The 17,866-nt window shown below is 70.6% G+C and carries 19 protein-coding genes; 17 read left to right on the top strand and 2 right to left on the bottom strand.

Going from position 1 to position 17,866, the window contains the following annotated elements:
* Window positions 1-96 precede the first annotated feature (96 nt).
* A complete protein-coding gene (locus AB0J36_RS25665; protein ID WP_357392608.1) occupies window positions 97-1,059 on the bottom strand; it encodes a hypothetical protein in 963 nt (320 codons plus the stop codon).
* A complete protein-coding gene (locus AB0J36_RS25660; protein ID WP_357175872.1) occupies window positions 1,059-2,048 on the bottom strand; it encodes a hypothetical protein in 990 nt (329 codons plus the stop codon). Before AB0J36_RS25660 ends, AB0J36_RS25665 begins: the two co-directional genes overlap by 1 nt.
* 371 nt (window positions 2,049-2,419) lie before the next feature.
* Here AB0J36_RS25660 and paaA point away from each other — a divergent pair, with 371 nt between their 5' ends.
* The 17 genes from paaA (at window position 2,420) to nuoF (ending at window position 17,830) form a co-directional block, all read left to right on the top strand.
* The gene (paaA, locus tag AB0J36_RS25655; RefSeq protein WP_357123485.1) at window positions 2,420-3,499 is read left to right on the top strand and encodes a 1,2-phenylacetyl-CoA epoxidase subunit PaaA; all 1,080 of its coding nucleotides are present in this window, start codon (window positions 2,420-2,422) and stop codon (window positions 3,497-3,499) included.
* On the top strand, window positions 3,496-3,783 hold the full coding sequence (gene paaB / locus AB0J36_RS25650; protein ID WP_266248073.1) for a 1,2-phenylacetyl-CoA epoxidase subunit PaaB: 288 nt from the start codon (window positions 3,496-3,498) through the stop codon (window positions 3,781-3,783). The genes paaA and paaB overlap by 4 nt, the downstream gene beginning before the upstream one ends.
* A gap of 76 nt (window positions 3,784-3,859) precedes the next feature.
* On the top strand, window positions 3,860-4,585 hold the full coding sequence (paaC, locus tag AB0J36_RS25645; protein ID WP_357123489.1) for a 1,2-phenylacetyl-CoA epoxidase subunit PaaC: 726 nt from the start codon (window positions 3,860-3,862) through the stop codon (window positions 4,583-4,585).
* Window positions 4,582-5,088 carry a 1,2-phenylacetyl-CoA epoxidase subunit PaaD gene (gene paaD / locus AB0J36_RS25640; RefSeq protein WP_363661198.1) on the top strand — a complete coding sequence of 169 codons (507 nt, stop codon included), beginning with the start codon at window positions 4,582-4,584 and terminating at the stop codon, window positions 5,086-5,088. Before paaC ends, paaD begins: the two co-directional genes overlap by 4 nt.
* Entirely contained in the window at window positions 5,085-6,194 is a 1,110-nt protein-coding gene (gene paaE, locus AB0J36_RS25635) for a 1,2-phenylacetyl-CoA epoxidase subunit PaaE (RefSeq protein ID WP_357392610.1), read from the top strand. The genes paaD and paaE overlap by 4 nt, the downstream gene beginning before the upstream one ends.
* Window positions 6,191-6,586 carry a hypothetical protein gene (locus AB0J36_RS25630; protein WP_357175875.1) on the top strand — a complete coding sequence of 132 codons (396 nt, stop codon included), beginning with the start codon at window positions 6,191-6,193 and terminating at the stop codon, window positions 6,584-6,586. Before paaE ends, AB0J36_RS25630 begins: the two co-directional genes overlap by 4 nt.
* A 73-nt stretch (window positions 6,587-6,659) precedes the next feature.
* The gene (gene mqnC, locus AB0J36_RS25625) at window positions 6,660-7,850 is read left to right on the top strand and encodes a cyclic dehypoxanthinyl futalosine synthase (protein ID WP_357123502.1); all 1,191 of its coding nucleotides are present in this window, start codon (window positions 6,660-6,662) and stop codon (window positions 7,848-7,850) included.
* Window positions 7,851-8,214: 364 nt separating this feature from the next.
* On the top strand, window positions 8,215-9,465 hold the full coding sequence (locus tag AB0J36_RS25620) for an LPXTG cell wall anchor domain-containing protein (protein ID WP_357392611.1): 1,251 nt from the start codon (window positions 8,215-8,217) through the stop codon (window positions 9,463-9,465).
* 128 nt (window positions 9,466-9,593) lie between these two features.
* On the top strand, window positions 9,594-10,304 hold the full coding sequence (locus tag AB0J36_RS25615; protein ID WP_357123508.1) for a demethylmenaquinone methyltransferase: 711 nt from the start codon (window positions 9,594-9,596) through the stop codon (window positions 10,302-10,304).
* Window positions 10,305-10,418: 114 nt separating this feature from the next.
* On the top strand, window positions 10,419-10,643 hold the full coding sequence (locus AB0J36_RS25610; protein ID WP_357123511.1) for a hypothetical protein: 225 nt from the start codon (window positions 10,419-10,421) through the stop codon (window positions 10,641-10,643).
* 139 nt (window positions 10,644-10,782) lie between these two features.
* Window positions 10,783-12,060, top strand: a complete 1,278-nt coding sequence (locus AB0J36_RS25605; protein WP_357123514.1) for a geranylgeranyl reductase family protein — start codon at window positions 10,783-10,785, stop codon at window positions 12,058-12,060.
* A gap of 135 nt (window positions 12,061-12,195) precedes the next feature.
* Window positions 12,196-12,561 carry an NADH-quinone oxidoreductase subunit A gene (locus AB0J36_RS25600; protein WP_007454588.1) on the top strand — a complete coding sequence of 122 codons (366 nt, stop codon included), beginning with the start codon at window positions 12,196-12,198 and terminating at the stop codon, window positions 12,559-12,561.
* Window positions 12,562-12,575: 14 nt separating this feature from the next.
* A complete protein-coding gene (locus AB0J36_RS25595; RefSeq protein ID WP_007454590.1) occupies window positions 12,576-13,253 on the top strand; it encodes an NADH-quinone oxidoreductase subunit B in 678 nt (225 codons plus the stop codon).
* Window positions 13,250-13,987 carry an NADH-quinone oxidoreductase subunit C gene (locus AB0J36_RS25590; RefSeq protein WP_357175881.1) on the top strand — a complete coding sequence of 246 codons (738 nt, stop codon included), beginning with the start codon at window positions 13,250-13,252 and terminating at the stop codon, window positions 13,985-13,987. The genes AB0J36_RS25595 and AB0J36_RS25590 overlap by 4 nt, the downstream gene beginning before the upstream one ends.
* Window positions 13,984-15,309 carry an NADH-quinone oxidoreductase subunit D gene (locus tag AB0J36_RS25585; RefSeq protein WP_357175883.1) on the top strand — a complete coding sequence of 442 codons (1,326 nt, stop codon included), beginning with the start codon at window positions 13,984-13,986 and terminating at the stop codon, window positions 15,307-15,309. The genes AB0J36_RS25590 and AB0J36_RS25585 overlap by 4 nt, the downstream gene beginning before the upstream one ends.
* Entirely contained in the window at window positions 15,306-16,517 is a 1,212-nt protein-coding gene (gene nuoE, locus AB0J36_RS25580; RefSeq protein ID WP_357175886.1) for an NADH-quinone oxidoreductase subunit NuoE, read from the top strand. Before AB0J36_RS25585 ends, nuoE begins: the two co-directional genes overlap by 4 nt.
* Window positions 16,514-17,830 carry an NADH-quinone oxidoreductase subunit NuoF gene (gene nuoF / locus AB0J36_RS25575; protein WP_357175888.1) on the top strand — a complete coding sequence of 439 codons (1,317 nt, stop codon included), beginning with the start codon at window positions 16,514-16,516 and terminating at the stop codon, window positions 17,828-17,830. The genes nuoE and nuoF overlap by 4 nt, the downstream gene beginning before the upstream one ends.
* The last annotated feature ends 36 nt before the right edge of the window (window positions 17,831-17,866 follow it).

The following is a 17,866-nucleotide window of genomic DNA, read 5'->3' as shown; positions in this document are numbered from 1 at the left end:
AGCCGCCGCGTCGCGAAGGACGCTGAGCGCCATGAAATGGACGGAGCGCCGCTCTGCCAGGCAGAGCGGCGCTCGGATGCGGAAGGGCAGCCGCCGTCAGGTGCCGGGGCGCAGCAGCGCCTCGGTGATCTTCTGGCAGTTCTTCATGCCGTACTCGTAGCCCATGTTGATCGGGTAGCGGACCATCACGCCCATCGTCCAGGTGTCGCCGATGGCCAGGCAGTTGATGTGCATCTCCTGCTCGGCGGTCCGGTCGATCCACCCGTTCTTGATGGCGATCTGCTTCTGCTGCGCGGGCGGGAACGCCTTGCGGATACCGAAGTCACCGGCGCCCCGGACCAGCTTCATCTCGTTGAGCAGCCACTTGGTCCACTTCGGTCCGGCGGCGGTGCCGGTGGCGATGCAGTTGCCCAGTCGCGCGGTGTCGCGGGGGGAGAGCGCGGTACGGGACCAGCCCTTGTCCGGGGCGACGCTGCTGTCGGTCAGCTTGCACATGGAGAGCAGCCGCCGGATCGAGGCGTCCCGGCCGACCGAGTTGTAGAACTGCTCGGCCCGCGTGTTGTCGCTGTCCCGGATGATGCGGGTGGCGTCGGCGAGCTTCGCGTCGCTCGGCGTCTGGCCGGCCTCGGCGGCGCGGCGCAGGTAGTCGGCGACGATCCAGGACTTGATCAGCGAGGCGGTGGTGCTGGTCTCACCCATGTTCTTCGAACCGATGATCTTCCCGGTCCGGCGGTCGAGGACGCTCCAGGAGTACCAGCCCTCGATGTCGAGGTCGAGGTTCTTGGCCTCGAACGGCAGCGGCGTCAGCGAAGGGCTGGGGCTGGGGCTCGGCGGGGCCGGCTGGCGGGCGCTGCGGTCGGTGGCCGCGTTGGTGGACCGGTCGCTGGTCGTCGCCTCGGAGTCACCCCACTTGGCGGCGGCGGCCGACTCGAACGGCGACCCGGGCAGCAGGCGTAGCGAGACCAGCACCAGCCCGATGAGGATGACCGCGACGGCGATCAGGCGCAGCGGCGAGGTTTCGCCCGCACCGCGTCGATCGGCCCGCCGGTTCCCGGCCATCAGAGCTTCCCGACCGGCTGCTGCGGCACCTTGAGCGCGGCGCCGGGCTGCGGGGTGACCAGTTGGGTGGTGACGCTGGCGCAGACCTTCGCGCCGTAGTCCAGCCCTAGCTTGATCGAGTAGCGCAGCATCACCGCGAGACTCCACTTCCCGTTGACCGCGAGGCAGTTGACGTGCCAGTTTCCGTCGGAGGCAATCGGTGTCCAGCCGTTCTTCATGCTGACCGGCCCCTGCGCGGTGATCGACTTGGGTAGACCGTCGATGATCCCCCAGCGGCCGCCACCGGAACTGGCCCGCTGGGCGTCGGTGCTGCCCCGGACCTTGGCCATCTGGTCCAGCACCCACTTTGTCCACTTCGGGCCGGCGGCCTTACCGTCGGCGATGCAGTCGCCGAGCCGGACGGCGTCGCGCGGGGACATCCGGGTGAAGCTCCAGTATCCGGTGTAGGGCTCGGTGTTGCCGCGCTTGGTGTCGGTCAGGCCGCAGGTCTTGATCGCCCGCTGGATCACCGGGTCCGGGATGCTGCTCTTCGACGGCTTGTACGACCCACCCGCGGCGGCGTAGACCTTGTTGGCCGCGGCGTCGTTGCTGTCGATGATGGCGAGGCTGGCCGCCTGCTTCAGCCCGGCCGGCGGCTCCCTGTCCTTGAGCTGGCGCAGGTAGTCGGAGACGATCCACGCCTTGATCATCGATTCGGTGGAGCTGGTCGCGCTCATGTTCGACGATCCGGAGACCTTGCCGGTCTTCCGGTCGAGCAGCGCCCACGAGAAGAATTCACCCTTGAACGCCACCGACACGCGGCCCGCGGCCAGCGTGGGAGGTGGTGGCGGGGCCGGCGCGGGCGCGGCGACGCTGCTGGTGGCGGCGCCGCCACCACCGCCGCCTTCGCCGACGTCGCTGGACAGTCGGGCGTACGCGGTGGGGACCAGTAGGACGCCACCGAGAATTATCGCCACGACGGCGAACACCATGGTCACGCGAGATCGCATGAGTTGGGTGAGCTCCAGATGTCAGGGCCGGGGGGACCGGCTTCGTTGTCCGGGGCGACCGGTGCGTGCGCCGAGGCCGGGGGAGGTGGCCTCTGTGAAGCCGGCGTGGGGGCAGCCGATCGTGTGACCGGCAGAAGTCTACGTCTGGACGGGCCGATCGCCAGAGGGCGACACCGGGCAACGTGCGAAATCGGGAGAAAATCCCGGCGCTTTGCGCCTTATGGGAGATTTGACCTCCTTTCCGTGAGCCACGTCATAAACGCCGGTGTTGCGGTGGGTAGCGGAGATCTGCCCATCGGTGACGGAACGTCACTCGGGTTTCCTGTTACACCCCCTAGTGCATTCGGGCGCAAGCTGTAACACTTGTCCTCATGTATGGCAACGACTTCTCCGCCCCCGGCGACGCACCGGACGACGCGCCCGGCGCGGGCCTGCTCGGCGAGGTCGAAGCGGCCGAGGCCGAGTTGCGCGCCGCCGCCGCTCGTGAACGGCGCGGCGGCCCGGCGCCGGACGAGGATCTGGCGGCCTACTTCACCGAGGTGGTCGACGCGGAGCAGAAGATCGAGCCGCGCGACTGGATGCCCGAGGCGTACCGGCGGACGCTGATCCGGCAGATCGCGCAGCACGCCCACTCCGAGATCATCGGCATGCAGCCCGAGGGCAACTGGATCAGTCGGGCGCCCTCGCTCAAGCGCAAGGCGATCCTGCTGGCCAAGGTCCAGGACGAGGCCGGCCACGGCCTCTACCTCTACGCCGCCGCCGAGACCCTCGGCATCAGCCGCGACGAACTGGTCCGGTTGCTGCTCGACGGCCGGCAGAAGTACAGCTCGATCTTCAACTACCCCACCCTGACCTGGGCCGACGTGGGCGCGATCGGCTGGCTGGTGGATGGTGCGGCAATCGTCAACCAGGTGCCCCTGTGCCGCTGCTCCTACGGGCCGTACGCCCGGGCGATGATCCGGGTCTGCAAGGAGGAGTCGTTCCACCAGCGCCAGGGGTACGAGATCCTGCACACCCTCGCGCACGGCACCCCGGCGCAGAAGGCCATGGCCCAGGACGCGGTCGACCGCTGGTGGTACCCGTCGCTGGCCATGTTCGGTCCGCCGGACGGCGACTCCACCCACTCCGCCCAGTCGATGGCCTGGAAGATCAAGCGCTTCTCGAACGACGACCTGCGCCAACGCTTCGTCGACATGTGCGTCGGGCAGGCCGAGGTCCTCGGGCTCCGCATTCCCGACGACGACCTGCGCTGGAACGAGGAGCGGCAGGCGTACGACTACAGCCAGCCGGACTACGACGAGCTGATGCGGGTCATCAAGGGCAACGGACCGTGCAACCGGGAGCGGATGGCGCACCGTCGGGCGGCCCACGCCGACGGCGCATGGGTACGCGAGGCCGCCGCGGCGTACGCCGCCAAGCGGGCCGACGCGAGGGAGAAGGTGGCCGCGTGAGCAACGAACACTCGCCTCTGTGGGAGGTCTTCGTCCGGGCACGGCGGGGCCTGTCGCACACCCACGTCGGCAGCCTGCACGCCCCGGACGCCGAGCTGGCCCTGCGCAACGCCCGTGACCTATACACCCGCCGCCAGGAGGGCGTGTCGATCTGGGTGGTGCCGGCGGGCGCGATCACCGCGTCCAGCCCGGACGAGAAGGACGCCTTCTTCGACCCGGCCGCCGACAAGGTCTACCGCCACCCCACCTTCTACGAGGTCCCGGACGGGGTGGCACACCTGTGAGCCAGCGGAGCGAGCGAACCAGCCAGCCCAGCAACGGGGCGCTTCGCGTCGCCGCCGAGCGGAGCGAGGTGGTGGCGTGAACGGGCCCTTCGCCTTCACTCTCGGCCTGGGCGACGACGCGCTGGTCGCCGCCCAGCGGCTGGCCGAGTGGGCGACCCGCGCGCCGGAGATGGAAGAGGACATCGCGCTCGCCAACATCGCCCTCGACCAGCTCGGCGCGGCCCGGCTGCTGCTGTCGTACGCGGGTGAGCTGGAAGCCGCAGGTCGGGACGAGGACGCGCTCGCGTACCTGCGCGACGACCGCGAGTTCCGCAACGTGCTCCTGGTCGAGCTGCCCAACGGCGACTTCGCGGTGACCATGGCGAAGCTGTTCTTCCTGGCGGCGTACCAGGTGCCGCTCTACACCGCGCTCGCCGGCTGCGCGGACGAGCGGTTGGCCGCGATCGGCGCGAAGGCGCGCAAGGAGTCCGCGTACCACCTGGACCACGGCGCGCTGTGGGTGAGGCGGCTCGGTGACGGCACCGAGGAGTCGCACCGCCGGATGCAGGAGGCCGTGGACCACGTCTGGCCGTACACCCATGAGCTTTTCGGGGCGGACCCGGCGGCGCCGGTCGATCCGGCGGGTCTGTGGCCGGCGTTCGACGAGGTCGTCGGTCCGGTGTTGGCCGAGGCGACGCTCACCCGTCCCGAGCGCGGCTGGGCGCCGACCGGCGGGCGGGCCGGTGTACACACCGAGCACCTGTCCTACCTGCTGGCCGAGATGCAGGTGCTGCACCGCGCCCACCCGGGGGCGCAGTGGTGAGCGCGGGAGCGACCGCACAGCGGAGTCGGACCGACGCGTGGACGGCGGCGGCGAGCGTGGTGGACCCGGAGATCCGGGTGATCACCATCGACGAGCTGGGGATCCTCCGCGAGGTCGAGCAGGACCGGATCACCGGTCGGGTCGTCGTCACCATCACCCCGACCTACACCGGCTGCCCCGCCATGGACGTGATCCGGGCCGACGTGCGCCGTGCCCTGGCGAAGGCCGGTTACCCGGACGTCGACGTGCGAACGGTCTACAGCCCACCGTGGAGCACCGACTGGATCTCCGACACCGGGCGGGCCAAGCTCGCGTCCGCCGGGATCGCCCCGCCCGCCCCGGCGTCCGCCCCGGACGTGGTGGCGCTGACCCTCGCGGTCCGCTGCCCGCTCTGCGGCTCCCCGGAGACCGAGCAGGTCAGCCGGTTCGGCTCGACCGCCTGCAAGGCGTTGTGGCGCTGCCGCTCCTGCTCCGAACCCTTCGACCACCTGAAGGCGCTGTGACAGTCACCATCTCCCGGCCGGTCCGTCGCCGGCCGGCCTTCCACCCGCTGCCGGTCGCCGCCGTCGACCGGCTCACCGACGACTCCGTGGCGGTCACCTTCGCCGTACCCGAGGAGTTGCGGGAGACCTTCGCCTTCCAGGCGGGGCAGCACCTGACGGTGCGGCGGGTGACCGACGACGGCGAGGACGTGCGCCGGTCGTACTCCATCTGCTCCACCCCCGACGACCTGGGCCGGCGCGGCCGGCTGCGGATCGGGGTGCGGGAGGTTCCCGGCGGCGCCTTCTCGGCCTTCGCGTGCGGCGCGCTGCGCGGCGGCGACACGGTCGAGGTGCTGCCCCCGCTGGGCGCCTTCACCACGGCGTTCGCGCCGGACCGGGTCCGCCACTACGGCGCGGTCGTCGCCGGCTCCGGCATCACGCCGGTGCTCGGGCTGGTCGCGACGGCCCTGGCCGTCGAGCCGGCCAGCACCTTCACCCTGGTGTACGGCAACCGCACGGCGAACACCGTGATGTTCGCCGAGGAGTTGGCCGACCTGAAGGACCGGTTCCCGTCCCGGCTGCACCTGGTGCACGTGCTGTCCCGGGAGCAGGGCGAGTCGCCGTTGCTGTCCGGACGGATCGACGCCGAACGGTTGGGGCGCCTGCTGGGCACCATCGTCCCGGGCGAGCTGATCGAGGAATGGTTCCTCTGCGGGCCGTACGGCATGGTGGTCGACGCCCGGGAGGTGCTGACCGCGCGGGGTCTGCCGGAGTCGGCCGTGCACACCGAGCTGTTCCACGTCGACGCGCCGCCCGAGCCGGTGGCGCGTCCCACCGAGCAGCCGGGCGTCGGGACGGACGTCACCATCGTCCTGGACGGCCGCTCGTCGAGTTTCACCATGGGCCGGGAGCAGCGGGTGCTGGACGCCGCGTTGAAGGTGCGCGGCGAACTGCCGTACGCCTGCAAGGGCGGTGTCTGCTCGACCTGCAAGGCGAAGGTCGTCGACGGGTCGGTCACGATGGCCCGCAACTACGCCCTGGAGCCGGACGAGGTGGCCGCCGGCTATGTGCTGACCTGCCAGTCCAGCCCGACCACCGACAAGCTCACGGTCGACTACGACGCATGACCGACGACCGGCAGTTCGTGCAACGGTTCGCCGAGGTGACCGGGGGCCAGCGTCCGACCGGTCTCGTGGAGGGGTGGGAGCAGGTCGTCGAGTTCTGCGAGGAGGGCTACGACGACATCCTCGACGAGTACTGGTTCGACCTGAGCATCCGGCACACCATCGACAGGGTGCTGACCGACGAACGGTTGTTCGGCTTTCCGCAGATGGGGTGGGTTCGGGAGCGGGTCGCGGCGGCGGATGAGCGGTTCCGGGCGGTGCTCTCCGAGCAGCGGATGCCGGCGCAGCGTGAAGAGCCGTGGTGGGAGGCGTACGTGCCGGCGTGGGCGGGCCCGGTGCTCGCCGCAGAGTTGCGGGACACCTACGACATACGCATCGAGGTACGCGAGAGCTGACCGGCTGTGGGACGTGCCGCACCTCGACGGGGCCTGGCGGTCGAGCCGGGTGAGGCGACGTAGGCTCGGGGTTGTGACGGTGAGCCGGGAGATCGACGACATCCTGCAGCGTGGCGCGGACGGCGGGCGGATCACGCCCGAGGAAGCCCTGCTGCTCTACACCGAGGCGCCCTTCCACGCGTTGGGCGAGGCGGCGGACGCGGTGCGCCGGCGGCGCTATCCGGACAACGTCGTCACCTACCTGATCGATCGCAACATCAACTACACGAACGTCTGCGTGACGGCGTGCAAGTTCTGCGCGTTCTACCGCGCGCCGAAGCACGCCGAGGGGTGGACGCACCCGACCGAAGAGATCCTGCGTCGCTGTGGCGAGGCGGTCGAGCTGGGCGCGACCCAGGTGATGCTCCAGGGCGGGCACCACCCGGACTACGGCGTCGAGTACTACGAGGAGCTGTTCTCCTCGGTCAAGCAGGCGTACCCGCAGTTGGTCATCCACTCGATCGGGCCGAGCGAGATCCTGCACATGGCCAAGGTCTCCGGCGTCAGCCTGGACGAGGCCATCGCCCGCATCAAGGCCGCCGGCCTCGACTCGATCGCCGGCGCCGGCGCGGAGATGCTGCCCGAGCGCCCGCGCCGGGCCATCGCCCCGCTCAAGGAGTCGGGCGAGCGCTGGCTGGAGGTCATGGAGCTGGCCCACCGGCAGGGTGTCGAGTCGACCGCGACCATGATGATGGGCACCGGCGAGACGCACGCCGAGCGGATCGAGCACCTGCGGATGATCCGCGACGTGCAGGACCGTACGGGCGGGTTCCGGTCGTTCATCCCGTGGACGTACCAGCCGGAGAACAACCACCTCAAGGGTCGTACGCAGGCGACCACGCTCGAGTACCTGCGGCTGGTCGCGGTGGCCCGGCTCTTCTTCGAGACCGTGCCGCACCTGCAGGCGTCCTGGCTGACCACCGGCAAGGACGTCGGGCAGCTCGCCCTGCACATGGGCGTGGACGACCTCGGCTCGATCATGCTGGAGGAGAACGTGATCTCCTCCGCCGGCGCCCGGCACCGCTCCAACCTGCACGAGCTGATCGGCATGATCCGCTCTGCCGACCGGATCCCGGCGCAGCGCGACACCCTCTACAACCGGCTGGCGGTGCACCACACGCCGGCCGACGACCCGACCGACGAGCGGGTGGTCTCGCACTTCTCGTCGATCGCGCTGCCCGGCGGCGGCGCGGGCCGGTCGCTGCCGCTCGTCGAGGTCAACTGAGGTACGTCGCGGCCGGCCGTTCGGCTGACCGGGGATCCTGCTTCCGCTTGCGTCCACTCGGCGGTACGGGTCCTCCCGGTCGGCTCGCCGGCGCATAGCCCGGTGCGGGTCTGGTGGAGATGATCGTCGGCGGATAGCGTGCGGCCGTCTGCCTGAGGCGCGTCCTCCATCGGCCCATGAGGGTCGTTCACATAACGCACGGCGGTACGGGCGGGATGGGTGACCATCCCGCCCGATCCGTGTGCCGGGTCCAGGCCGGACGGTTGAAAACCCGCCGCCACGCTGGCGTGGGAGATCGACCTCCGATAACGTCCGCTCGTTCGGCGCAACCGATCCTATTTTCTTCCCTACCCCCGGGGGACTGATGACAGCGTTCCACCGCTCGGCCCTGGTTCGTGCCGGCGTCGTGGCCCTGCTCGCGGCCGGTGGCGTGGCCACCGTCGCCGCCCCGGCGCACGCCGCCGACCAGGCCGACCTGGCCCTGGTGCCGCTCAGCTACGAGCTGGCTCAGGGCGTCAAGGCGGCCAAGGCCAAGCCGTTCAAGTTCCAGGTCGACAACACCCGAAGCGCGGTCGACGCCAAGGACGTCCGGGTCACCGTGGAGACGAAGGGCCTGAAGAACCGCAAGGTCGGCGTCCTCGCGCCGGACGGCTGTGACCTCAAGGGCACGACCTTCACCTGCCTGCTCGGCGACCTGGCCGCCGGCACCACGGAGGACTTCGGTATTCCGATCTTCTCGACCGGCGGTCGCGGCGACGCCGGCACGCTGGTGGTCAGCATCAGCTCGGCCACCGCCGACCCGAACCCGCGGGACAACAAGGTGCGGCACGACATCACCGTCGCCAAGCCGGGTTACGACCTGACCACCTGGGTGCAGGACGTCTACGCCGACGTGACGGTGGACGGCGACGAGGCGGGCGAGTCCGGCCTCAAGCCGGTCAAGCGGGGCGACAGCGCGCCGCTGGACTGGGCGGTCTACAACGACGGCAGCAAGAAGGCGACCGGCGTGGCGTACGGGATCACGCTGCCGGCCGGCGTCACCTTCGCCAAGCTGCCGGAGGGCTGCGTCGAGCAGCCGCTGGGCGGCTTCGCCAACGCCTACTGCGAGGACAGTGGCGTCGTGCTGAAGCCTGGGCAGTTCTACACGGCCGACGTCCGGGTGAAGGTCGGCGAGGACGTCACCGAGTCGGTGCTCCGGCCCGGGTTCGTCTGGGCCGCCGGTCTCGAGGCCACCCAGGGCAGCCCCGAGGAGGCGCCGCGGGACGCCTCCGGCGCGCAGCGCCGGGCGTTCACCGAGACCGACGAGGTGGACAACACCGCGCAGTTCGACGTGTTCATCGACCTCAGCGCGCAGCCGACCCCGACGCCGACCGCGACCCCGACGCCGACCGCGACCCCGACTCCGGGCGGCACGACGACGCCGGGCACGAGCACGTCGCCGACCACCGGCGGCGGTGGCTCCGGTGGCGGCGGGTTGCCGGTCACCGGTGTGCAGGCCGGCCTGATCGGCGGCATCGGTGGTCTGATCCTGCTCGTCGGCGGGGCGCTGCTGGTGCTCTCCCGCCGCCGCAAGGTCGTCATGGTCGCTCCCGGCGACGAGACGTCGACCGACTGACCCGCAGGCGCGACGCGAGGGCGGGGTGGGCGACCACCCCGCCCTCGCGCATATCGGCGGCGCCGACCACCGTGGGGTACGCGGACCCAGCGGCCGAGGGCTCGCGCGGGGCTGGCAGAGTGGACGGGGTGAGCCGTACCCCGCAGGGCCAGCGCGCCAGTCTCGACAAGCAACCGCACGAGGTCGCCGCGATGTTCGACGGCGTGGCCGAGCGCTACGACCTGACCAACACCGTGCTCGCCTTCGGGCAGGACCGCTCCTGGCGGCGGGCCACCCGCGCGGCCCTGGGGCTGCGACCGGGTGAGCGGGTGCTGGACGTGGGAGCGGGCACCGGTGTGTCGACCCGCGAGCTGGCCCAGTCCGGGGCGTACGCGGTGGGGGCGGACCTGTCGCTGGGCATGCTCCAGGTCGGCAAGCGGGTGCGTCCCGAGGTGCCGTTGCTGGCCGGTGACGCGCTGCGGCTGCCGTTCGCCGACGCGAGCTTCGACGCGGTGACCATCTCCTTCGCCCTGCGGAACGTCAACGACACCGACGCGGCGCTGCGCGAGCTGGCCCGGGTCACCCGGCCGGGTGGTCGGCTGGTGGTGTGCGAGTTCAGCACCCCGATCAACCCGGTCTTCCGGACGGTGTACCTGTCGTACCTGATGCGATCGCTGCCGGTGGTGGCCCGCGCGGTGTCGAGCAACCCCGACGCGTACGTCTATCTGGCCGAGTCGGTGCGGGCGTGGCCGGACCAGGCGGCGCTGGCCGGGCGGGTGGCCGCGGCGGGGTGGGGTCGGGTGGGATGGCGCAACCTGACCGGCGGTGTGGTCGCGCTGCACCGGGCCGTCCGCGCGTAGCCCGGCGACACGTCCGGACGTAGCCCGGCGAGACGTCCGCGCGTAGCACGCGAGACGCTTGCGCGTTTCAGGAATATCCGACTTTAGTCCACTTTGCGCCGTACGCTCGTCCGCATGACCGGAGCAGACCCGGCGAGCCCGGTGGCCGCCACCGACGACGACGCGGCCGAACTCATCACGCAGTTGCGCGCGCTGGCCGGCGCGGACCCGACGGACGTCCGGCAGGTGGTCGCCGAGGTGCTGGCCGCCCTGGACCGGGCGGCGGGCGGCGCGCTACGGGAGCATCTGCCGGAGACGATCCGGGTCGACGCCGGCCTGGACGCGCCCAGCCCGGCCTGACAGTCGGCTGCTGTGGACGGTCGTCGGCTGTCACATCGGCGAGTTAGGTACCCCTGATCCTGCGCAGGTATGACGCCGGTCATACACTCGTCCCGTCTGGCTTGTGAAGCATTTCACGAGCGTGCGGGAGGAGGCGCGAATGACCGCGGTGGAACACGACGCCGATGTCATCGTCGTTGGCGCCGGTCCCGGTGGATCGGCGACTGCGTACCACCTGGCCCGGCACGGCGTACGGGTTCTGGTGTTGGAGAAGACCGAGTTCCCCCGGGAGAAGGTCTGCGGCGACGGGTTGACCCCGCGCGCGGTGCGCCAGCTCATCCGGATGGGCGTGGACACCTCGCCCGAGGCCGGCTGGCTGCACAACAAGGGCCTGCGGGTGATCGGCGGCGGCGTACGCCTGGAACTGGACTGGCCGGAGCTGGCCAGCTTCCCGAACTACGGGCTGGTCCGTACCCGGCTGGACTTCGACGACCTGCTCGCCCAGCGCGCGGTCGCGGCCGGCGCCAAACTGCGGACCAACGTCAACGTGTTGGGCCCGGTGCTCGACGACGACGGCCGGGTGACCGGCGTGCAGGCGGAGGTGGGGCCCGGCAAGGAGCCCGCCACCTTCCACGCCCCGCTGGTCGTGGCCGCCGACGGCGTCTCCGGTCGGTTCCCGCTCGCGCTCGGGCTCGCCAAGCGGGAGGACCGGCCGATCGGCGTGGCCGTCCGCCGCTACTACCACTCGCCGGCCAAGCACGACGACGACTACCTGGAGTCGTGGTTGGAGCTGCGCAGCAAGGACAGCGGCGACAACCTGCTGCCCGGGTACGGCTGGATCTTCGGGCTCGGCGACGGGCGGGTCAACGTCGGCCTCGGCGTGCTCAACTCGTCCTCCGCGTTCGGCAAGACCAACTACCGCCGGCTGCTCACCGACTGGCTGGCCAACACCCCCGCCGAGTGGGGGATGACCGACGAGACCAACGCGGACGGCCCGATCCTCGGCGCCGCCCTGCCGATGGGCTTCAACCGGGTGCCGCACTACACCCGTGGCGTCCTGCTGGTCGGCGACTCCGGCGGCATGGTCAACCCGTTCAACGGCGAGGGCATCGCGTACGCGATGGAGTCCGGCGAACTGGCCGCCGAGGTGGCGGTGCAGGCGCTCGCGCGGCCGGCCGGGCCGGAGCGGGAGCGGGCGCTCCTGGCGTACCCGAACGAGCTGAAGGCCCGCCTCGGCGGTTACTACCGCCTCGGTGGCATCTTCGTGAAACTGATCGGCCGTCCGGAGATCATGCGGATCGCCACCAAACACGGCATGCCCCATCCGACGCTGATGCGTTTCGTCCTCAAGTTGCTGGCCAACCTGACCGACCCCCGGGGTGGGGACGCGATGGACCGGGTCATCAATGCGATGACGAAGGCGGCGCCAGCCGTCTAGTTGGGACGGCATCGGTGCTGGTCACAGCCTCGGAGCCGACAAAGATCGACCCCCGCCGGCAGCCACCGCGAGGGACGTGAATAGTGTGATTTTCGTCAAGCACTGACGGCAGGGAAGGACGAGCAGGAGAAAACGATGTCGCTCTCGCCTTACGCACCGATCATCGGGCTGTTCGCCCTCGCCGCGGCGTTCTCGCTGTTCTCCGTCGGCGCCGCCCGCTTCGCCGGTCCCCGTCGCTACAACAAGGCCAAACTCGAGGCGTACGAGTGCGGCATCGAGCCCAGCCCGCAGCCGGTCGGCGGCGGGCGGTTCCCGATCAAGTTCTACCTGACGGCGATGCTCTTCATCGTCTTCGACATCGAGATCATCTTCCTCTACCCCTGGGCGGTCTCGTTCGACGCTCTGCCGATCTTCGGCTTCGTGGAGATGGTCCTGTTCATCGTCGCGGTCTTCGTCGCGTACGCCTACGTGTGGCGGCGCGGCGGCCTGGACTGGGACTGAGGAAGGAACGTCAGATGGGCATCGAGGAGAAGCTTCCCGCCGGCGTCCTGCTCACCTCGGTGGAGAAGCTGGTCAACTGGTCTCGGAAGTCGTCCGTGTGGGGCGCCACCTTCGGCCTGGCCTGCTGCGCCATCGAGATGATGGCCGCCGGTGGTCCGCACTACGACATGGGCCGCTGGGGCATGGAGGTCTTCCGGGCCTCGCCCCGACAGGCCGACCTCATGATCGTGGCCGGCCGGGTGAGCCAGAAGATGGCGCCGGTGCTGCGCCAGATCTACGACCAGATGGCCGAGCCCCGCTGGGTGCTCTCGATGGGCGTCTGCGCCAGCAGCGGCGGCATGTTCAACAACTACGCCATCGTGCAGGGCGTCGACCACGTCGTACCCGTCGACATGTACCTGCCCGGCTGCCCGCCCCGGCCGGAGATGCTCATCGACGCGATCCTCAAGCTCCGCGAGAAGATCATGTACGAGCCGCTGGGCCCGAACGGTCGCAAGATGCTGGCGGCCCGCCAGGAGCGCGGCGACGTCCCGGTCGTGCCGTACGGCTCGATGCCGTCCTCCTACCGCAACGACAAGGCCCGGCGTGCCGAGTGGACCCAGGCGGTCCGCGAGGGGCGCGAGGAGCAGTTGCGGATCGAGAACTGGATGAACGCCCAGAACCATCTCCACCCGCAGGCAGGCCCGAAATGACGTCTCCCACGGACAAGACCAACGACGGCGGGGTGCCGGTGCCGGTAACGCCGCCCGGCGCCAGCGCGACCGCCCCGGCCGAGTACCCGCCGGCCAGCCCGGCCGGCCGCGGGATGTTCGGCAACCAGGGCACCGGTGACGTGTCCGGCTACGGCGGCCTGGTCCGCCCGCGCCAGCCGATCGAGGAGGCCGCCCGGCCGTACGGCGGGTACTTCGACGAGGTCCGCGACGCGCTGGAGGAGGCGTACCCGGCCTTCGGCGACGCCATCGAAAAGGTGGTCGTCGACCGGGGCGAACTGACCCTGCACATCCGCCCCGAGCGGATCGCCGAGGTCTGCCAGGTACTGCGTGACGACCTCGCGCTGCGGTTCGAGCTGTGCTCCTCGGTGTCCGGGGTGGACTACCTCGGCGCCGACGAGCGCCGGCTGCACGTGGTCTACCTGCTCACCTCGATGACCTACCGGCGTCGGATCCGGCTGGAGGCCGCCGTCTCCGCCGAGTCTCCGCACCTGCCCAGCGTCACCGCCGTCTACCCGACGGCCGACTGGCAGGAGCGGGAGGCGTACGACATGTTCGGCATCGTCTTCGACGGCCACCCCAACCTGACCCGGATTCTCATGCCGGACGACTGGGAGGGCCACCCGCAGCGCAAGGACTACCCGCTCGGTGGCGTGCCCGTCGAGTACAAGGGCGCCGAGATTCCGCCGCCGGACCGGAGGAGGTCCTACCAGTGACCACGTCGAACTACGCGACCGAACGCGAGACCACCGAGGGCCGGGTCTTCACCGTCACGGGTGGGGACTGGGACACGGTCGTGTCGGGCACCGACCCGATCAACGACGAGCGCATCGTGGTCAACATGGGGCCGCAGCACCCGTCCACCCACGGGGTGCTCCGTCTGATCCTCGAACTGGAGGGCGAGACGGTCCGCGAGGCCCGCTCGGTCGTCGGCTACCTGCACACGGGCATCGAGAAGAACCTCGAGTACCGCAACTGGGTCCAGGGCTCGACGTTCGTGACCCGGATGGACTACCTCTCCCCGATCTTCAACGAGACGGCGTACGCCCTCGCGGTGGAGAAGCTCCTCGGCATCACCGACGACGTCACCGAGCGCGCCACCACCATCCGCGTGCTGATGATGGAGCTCAACCGGATCTCGTCGCACCTGGTCTGGCTGGCCACCACCGGCATGGAGCTGGGCGCCATCTCGATCATGCTGTACGGCTTCCGCGAGCGGGAGTACATCCTCGACATCTTCGAGACCATCACCGGCCTGCGGATGAACCACGCGTACGTCCGGCCGGGCGGTGTGGCGCAGGACGTGCCGGACGACGCGATCCGCAAGATCCGCGACTTCCTCAAGATGATGCCAAAGAAGCTCAAGGAGTACGAGGACCTGCTCTCCGGTCAGCCCATCTGGACCGAGCGGACCAAGGGCGTCGCGGTGCTGGACGTCACCGGCTGCGTGGCGCTCGGCATCACCGGTCCGGTGCTGCGCTCGGCCGGGCTCGCCTGGGACCTGCGCAAGACCATGCCGTACTGCGGTTACGAGACGTACGAGTTCGACGTGCCGACCCACCCCGACGGCGACGTGTGGGGCCGCTACCAGGTCCGGCTCGCCGAGATCCGTGAGTCGATGAAGCTGGTCGAGCAGGCGCTGGACCGGCTGCGCCCGGGCCCGGTGATGGTCGCCGACCGCAAGATCGCGTGGCCCGCGCAGCTCGCCATCGGCGTGGACGGCATGGGCAACTCGCTGGAGCACGTCGCGAAGATCATGGGTCAGTCGATGGAGTCGCTGATCCACCACTTCAAGCTGGTCACCGAGGGCTTCCGGGTCCCACCCGGCCAGGTGTACGTCGGCATCGAGTCGCCGCGCGGCGAGCTGGGCGTGCACGCCGTCTCCGACGGTGGCACCCGGCCCTACCGGGTGCACTACCGGGAGCCGAGCTTCGTCAACCTCCAGGCCCTCCCGGCGATGGCCGAGGGTGGCCTGATCGCCGACGTGATCGCCGGCGGCGCCTCGCTGGATCCCGTGATGGGTGGTTGTGACCGATGACGACGACGTTCACTGACGAGACGCGGGAGCGGGCACGCGAGATCATCGCCCGCTACCCGGCGGACCGGTCCCGCTCGGCCCTGCTGCCGCTGCTACACCTGGTCCAGTCCGAGGAGGGGTACGTCTCCCCGGCCGGGGTGACGTTCTGCGCCGAGGTGCTGGGGCTGAACAAGGCCCAGGTCGGGGCCGTGGCCACCTTCTACACCATGTACAAGCGCAAGCCCACCGGCGACTTCCTGGTCAGCGTCTGCACCAACACGATGTGCAACGTGCTGGGTGGCCAGGAGGTCTACGACACCCTCGCGGAGCACCTGGGTGTCGGGCACGACGAGACGACCGCCGACGGGACCATCACGCTGGAGCACGCCGAGTGCCTGGCGGCCTGTGACTACGGCCCGGTGATGACGGTCAACTACGACTTCTTCGACGGCGTGGACCCGTCCACGGCGGTCGGTGTGGTCGACGAGCTGCGCGCGGGCGGCCGGCCCATGCCGACGCGCGGCGCGCGGCTGTGCACGCTCAAGGAGATGGCGGTGCAGCTCGCCGGTTTCGCCGACGAGCGCGAGGGCGCGGTCGCCGACGGCGGTCCGGGTGAGCCGACCCTGCGGGGTCTGCGGTTGGCGCAGGAGCACGGCGTCTCGGTGCCGGGCTTCGACCCGAACACCCCGATCCGCAGCAAGGCCGAGGCCGACAAGGCAGCCGCCGAGGCGAAGGCGAAGGCGGAGGCCGCCAAGCCGGCACCCGTCGAGGCCAGCACCGCGCCGGTCAAGGGCGGCGACGGAGCGGCCACCCCGGCTGCGGCCCCCGCCACCCCGGTCACCAGCGGCGACGGCGCGGCCACCCCCACGGGTACGGCCGGCACCGCCGAGCGGGTCGAGCCGGCGGCGGCCACCGGCAGCACCGCACCGGACGTGAAGGCGCCGGACGACAAGTCGCCGCAGGTGCGTACCGCCGAGACCCGGCAGCCCGACGCGGAGACGGCCGTGCCGGACGCGCCCGGCACGAAGGTGCCGGCGGAGACCTCGCCGCCGGGACCGCGCGACGCGCAGGCGGCCCAGGCCGCCGGCGCGGCGGCCAACGCCCCGGCCGGCGACGGTAAGCCCGCCGGTGACTCGACCGGCGCGCAGGAGCGCAACCTCACCGAAGCGTCGGCGGACGCGGATGGCACGGACCCCGCCGCCGCGAGCGAAACGGGGGCCCACAAGTGACCACTCCCCGCCCGGAGACGCTGGCCAAGCTGACGCCGGTGCTGACCAAGCGCTGGCTGTCACCGGACGCCTGGCGGATCGGCACCTACGAGCAGCTCGACGGCTACGCCGCGCTGCGCAAGGCCCTCAAGGCCCACCCGGATGACCTGATCCAGCTGATCAAGGACTCCGGGCTGCGCGGTCGTGGCGGTGCCGGCTTCCCCACCGGTCTCAAGTGGGGCTTCATCCCGCAGGGGGACGGCAAGCCGCACTACCTGGTGGTCAACGCCGACGAGGGCGAGCCGGGCACCTGCAAGGACCTCCCGCTGATGACCCACGATCCGCACGCGCTGGTCGAAGGCGTGATCATCGCGTCGTACGCGATCCGGGCCAGCCGCGCCTACATCTACATCCGGGGCGAGGCCGTGCACGCCGCCCGGCGGCTGCGCAACGCCGTCCAGGAGGCGTACGACAAGGGCTACCTGGGTCGCAACATCCTGCGCAGCGGCTTCGACCTGGAGCTGGTCGTGCACTCCGGCGCCGGGGCGTACATCTGTGGCGAGGAGACGGCGCTGCTCGACTCGCTGGAGGGGTTCCGGGGGCAGCCCCGGCTGCGCCCGCCGTTCCCGGCCACCCACGGCCTGTACGCCAGCCCGACGGTGGTGAACAACGTCGGCACCATCGCCAGCGTCCCGCCGATCGTGCTCGGCGGGGCCGACTGGTGGAAGTCCATGGGCACCGAGAAGTCCTCCGGACCGATGATCTACTCGCTCTCCGGCCGGATCGCCAACCCGGGCCAGTACGAGTGCTCGATGGGTGTCACGCTGCGGGAGCTGCTGGAACTTGCCGGCGGCATGCAGCCCGGTCACAACCTGCGGTTCTGGACCCCGGGTGGATCGTCGACCCCGCTGCTCGCCGCCGAGCACCTGGACGTGCCGCTGGACTTCGAGGGCGTGGCGGCGGCCGGCTCGATCCTGGGCACCACGGCCACGCAAATCTTCTCCGACCAGGACTGCCCGGTCTACGCGACGTACCGGTGGCTGGAGTTCTACCACCACGAGTCGTGTGGCAAGTGCACCCCGTGCCGGGAGGGCAACTACTGGATGGTCCGGGTCTACCGGCGGATCCTCTCCGGCCAGGGCACCCACGAGGACCTGGACACCCTCCTGGACACCTGCGACAACATCCTCGGCCGCTCGTTCTGCGGCCTGGGTGACGGTGCGACCAGCTCGGTGACCTCGTCGCTGAAGTACTTCAAGCAGGACTACCTCGACTACATCGAGGGTCGTAAAGCTCCCATGCTGTCGGAGAAGACCCTGGTAGGGGCGCACTGATGAGCGCGAGGAACGAGCTTGCGAGTCCCGCAGTCG

The sequence above is a fragment of the Micromonospora sp. NPDC049662 genome (assembly GCF_040675055.1).
Taxonomy (GTDB): Bacteria; Actinomycetota; Actinomycetes; order Mycobacteriales; family Micromonosporaceae; genus Micromonospora.
The sequence above is the reverse complement of the archived record's forward strand: the minus strand, read 5'-3'. Positions and strand labels throughout refer to the sequence as shown.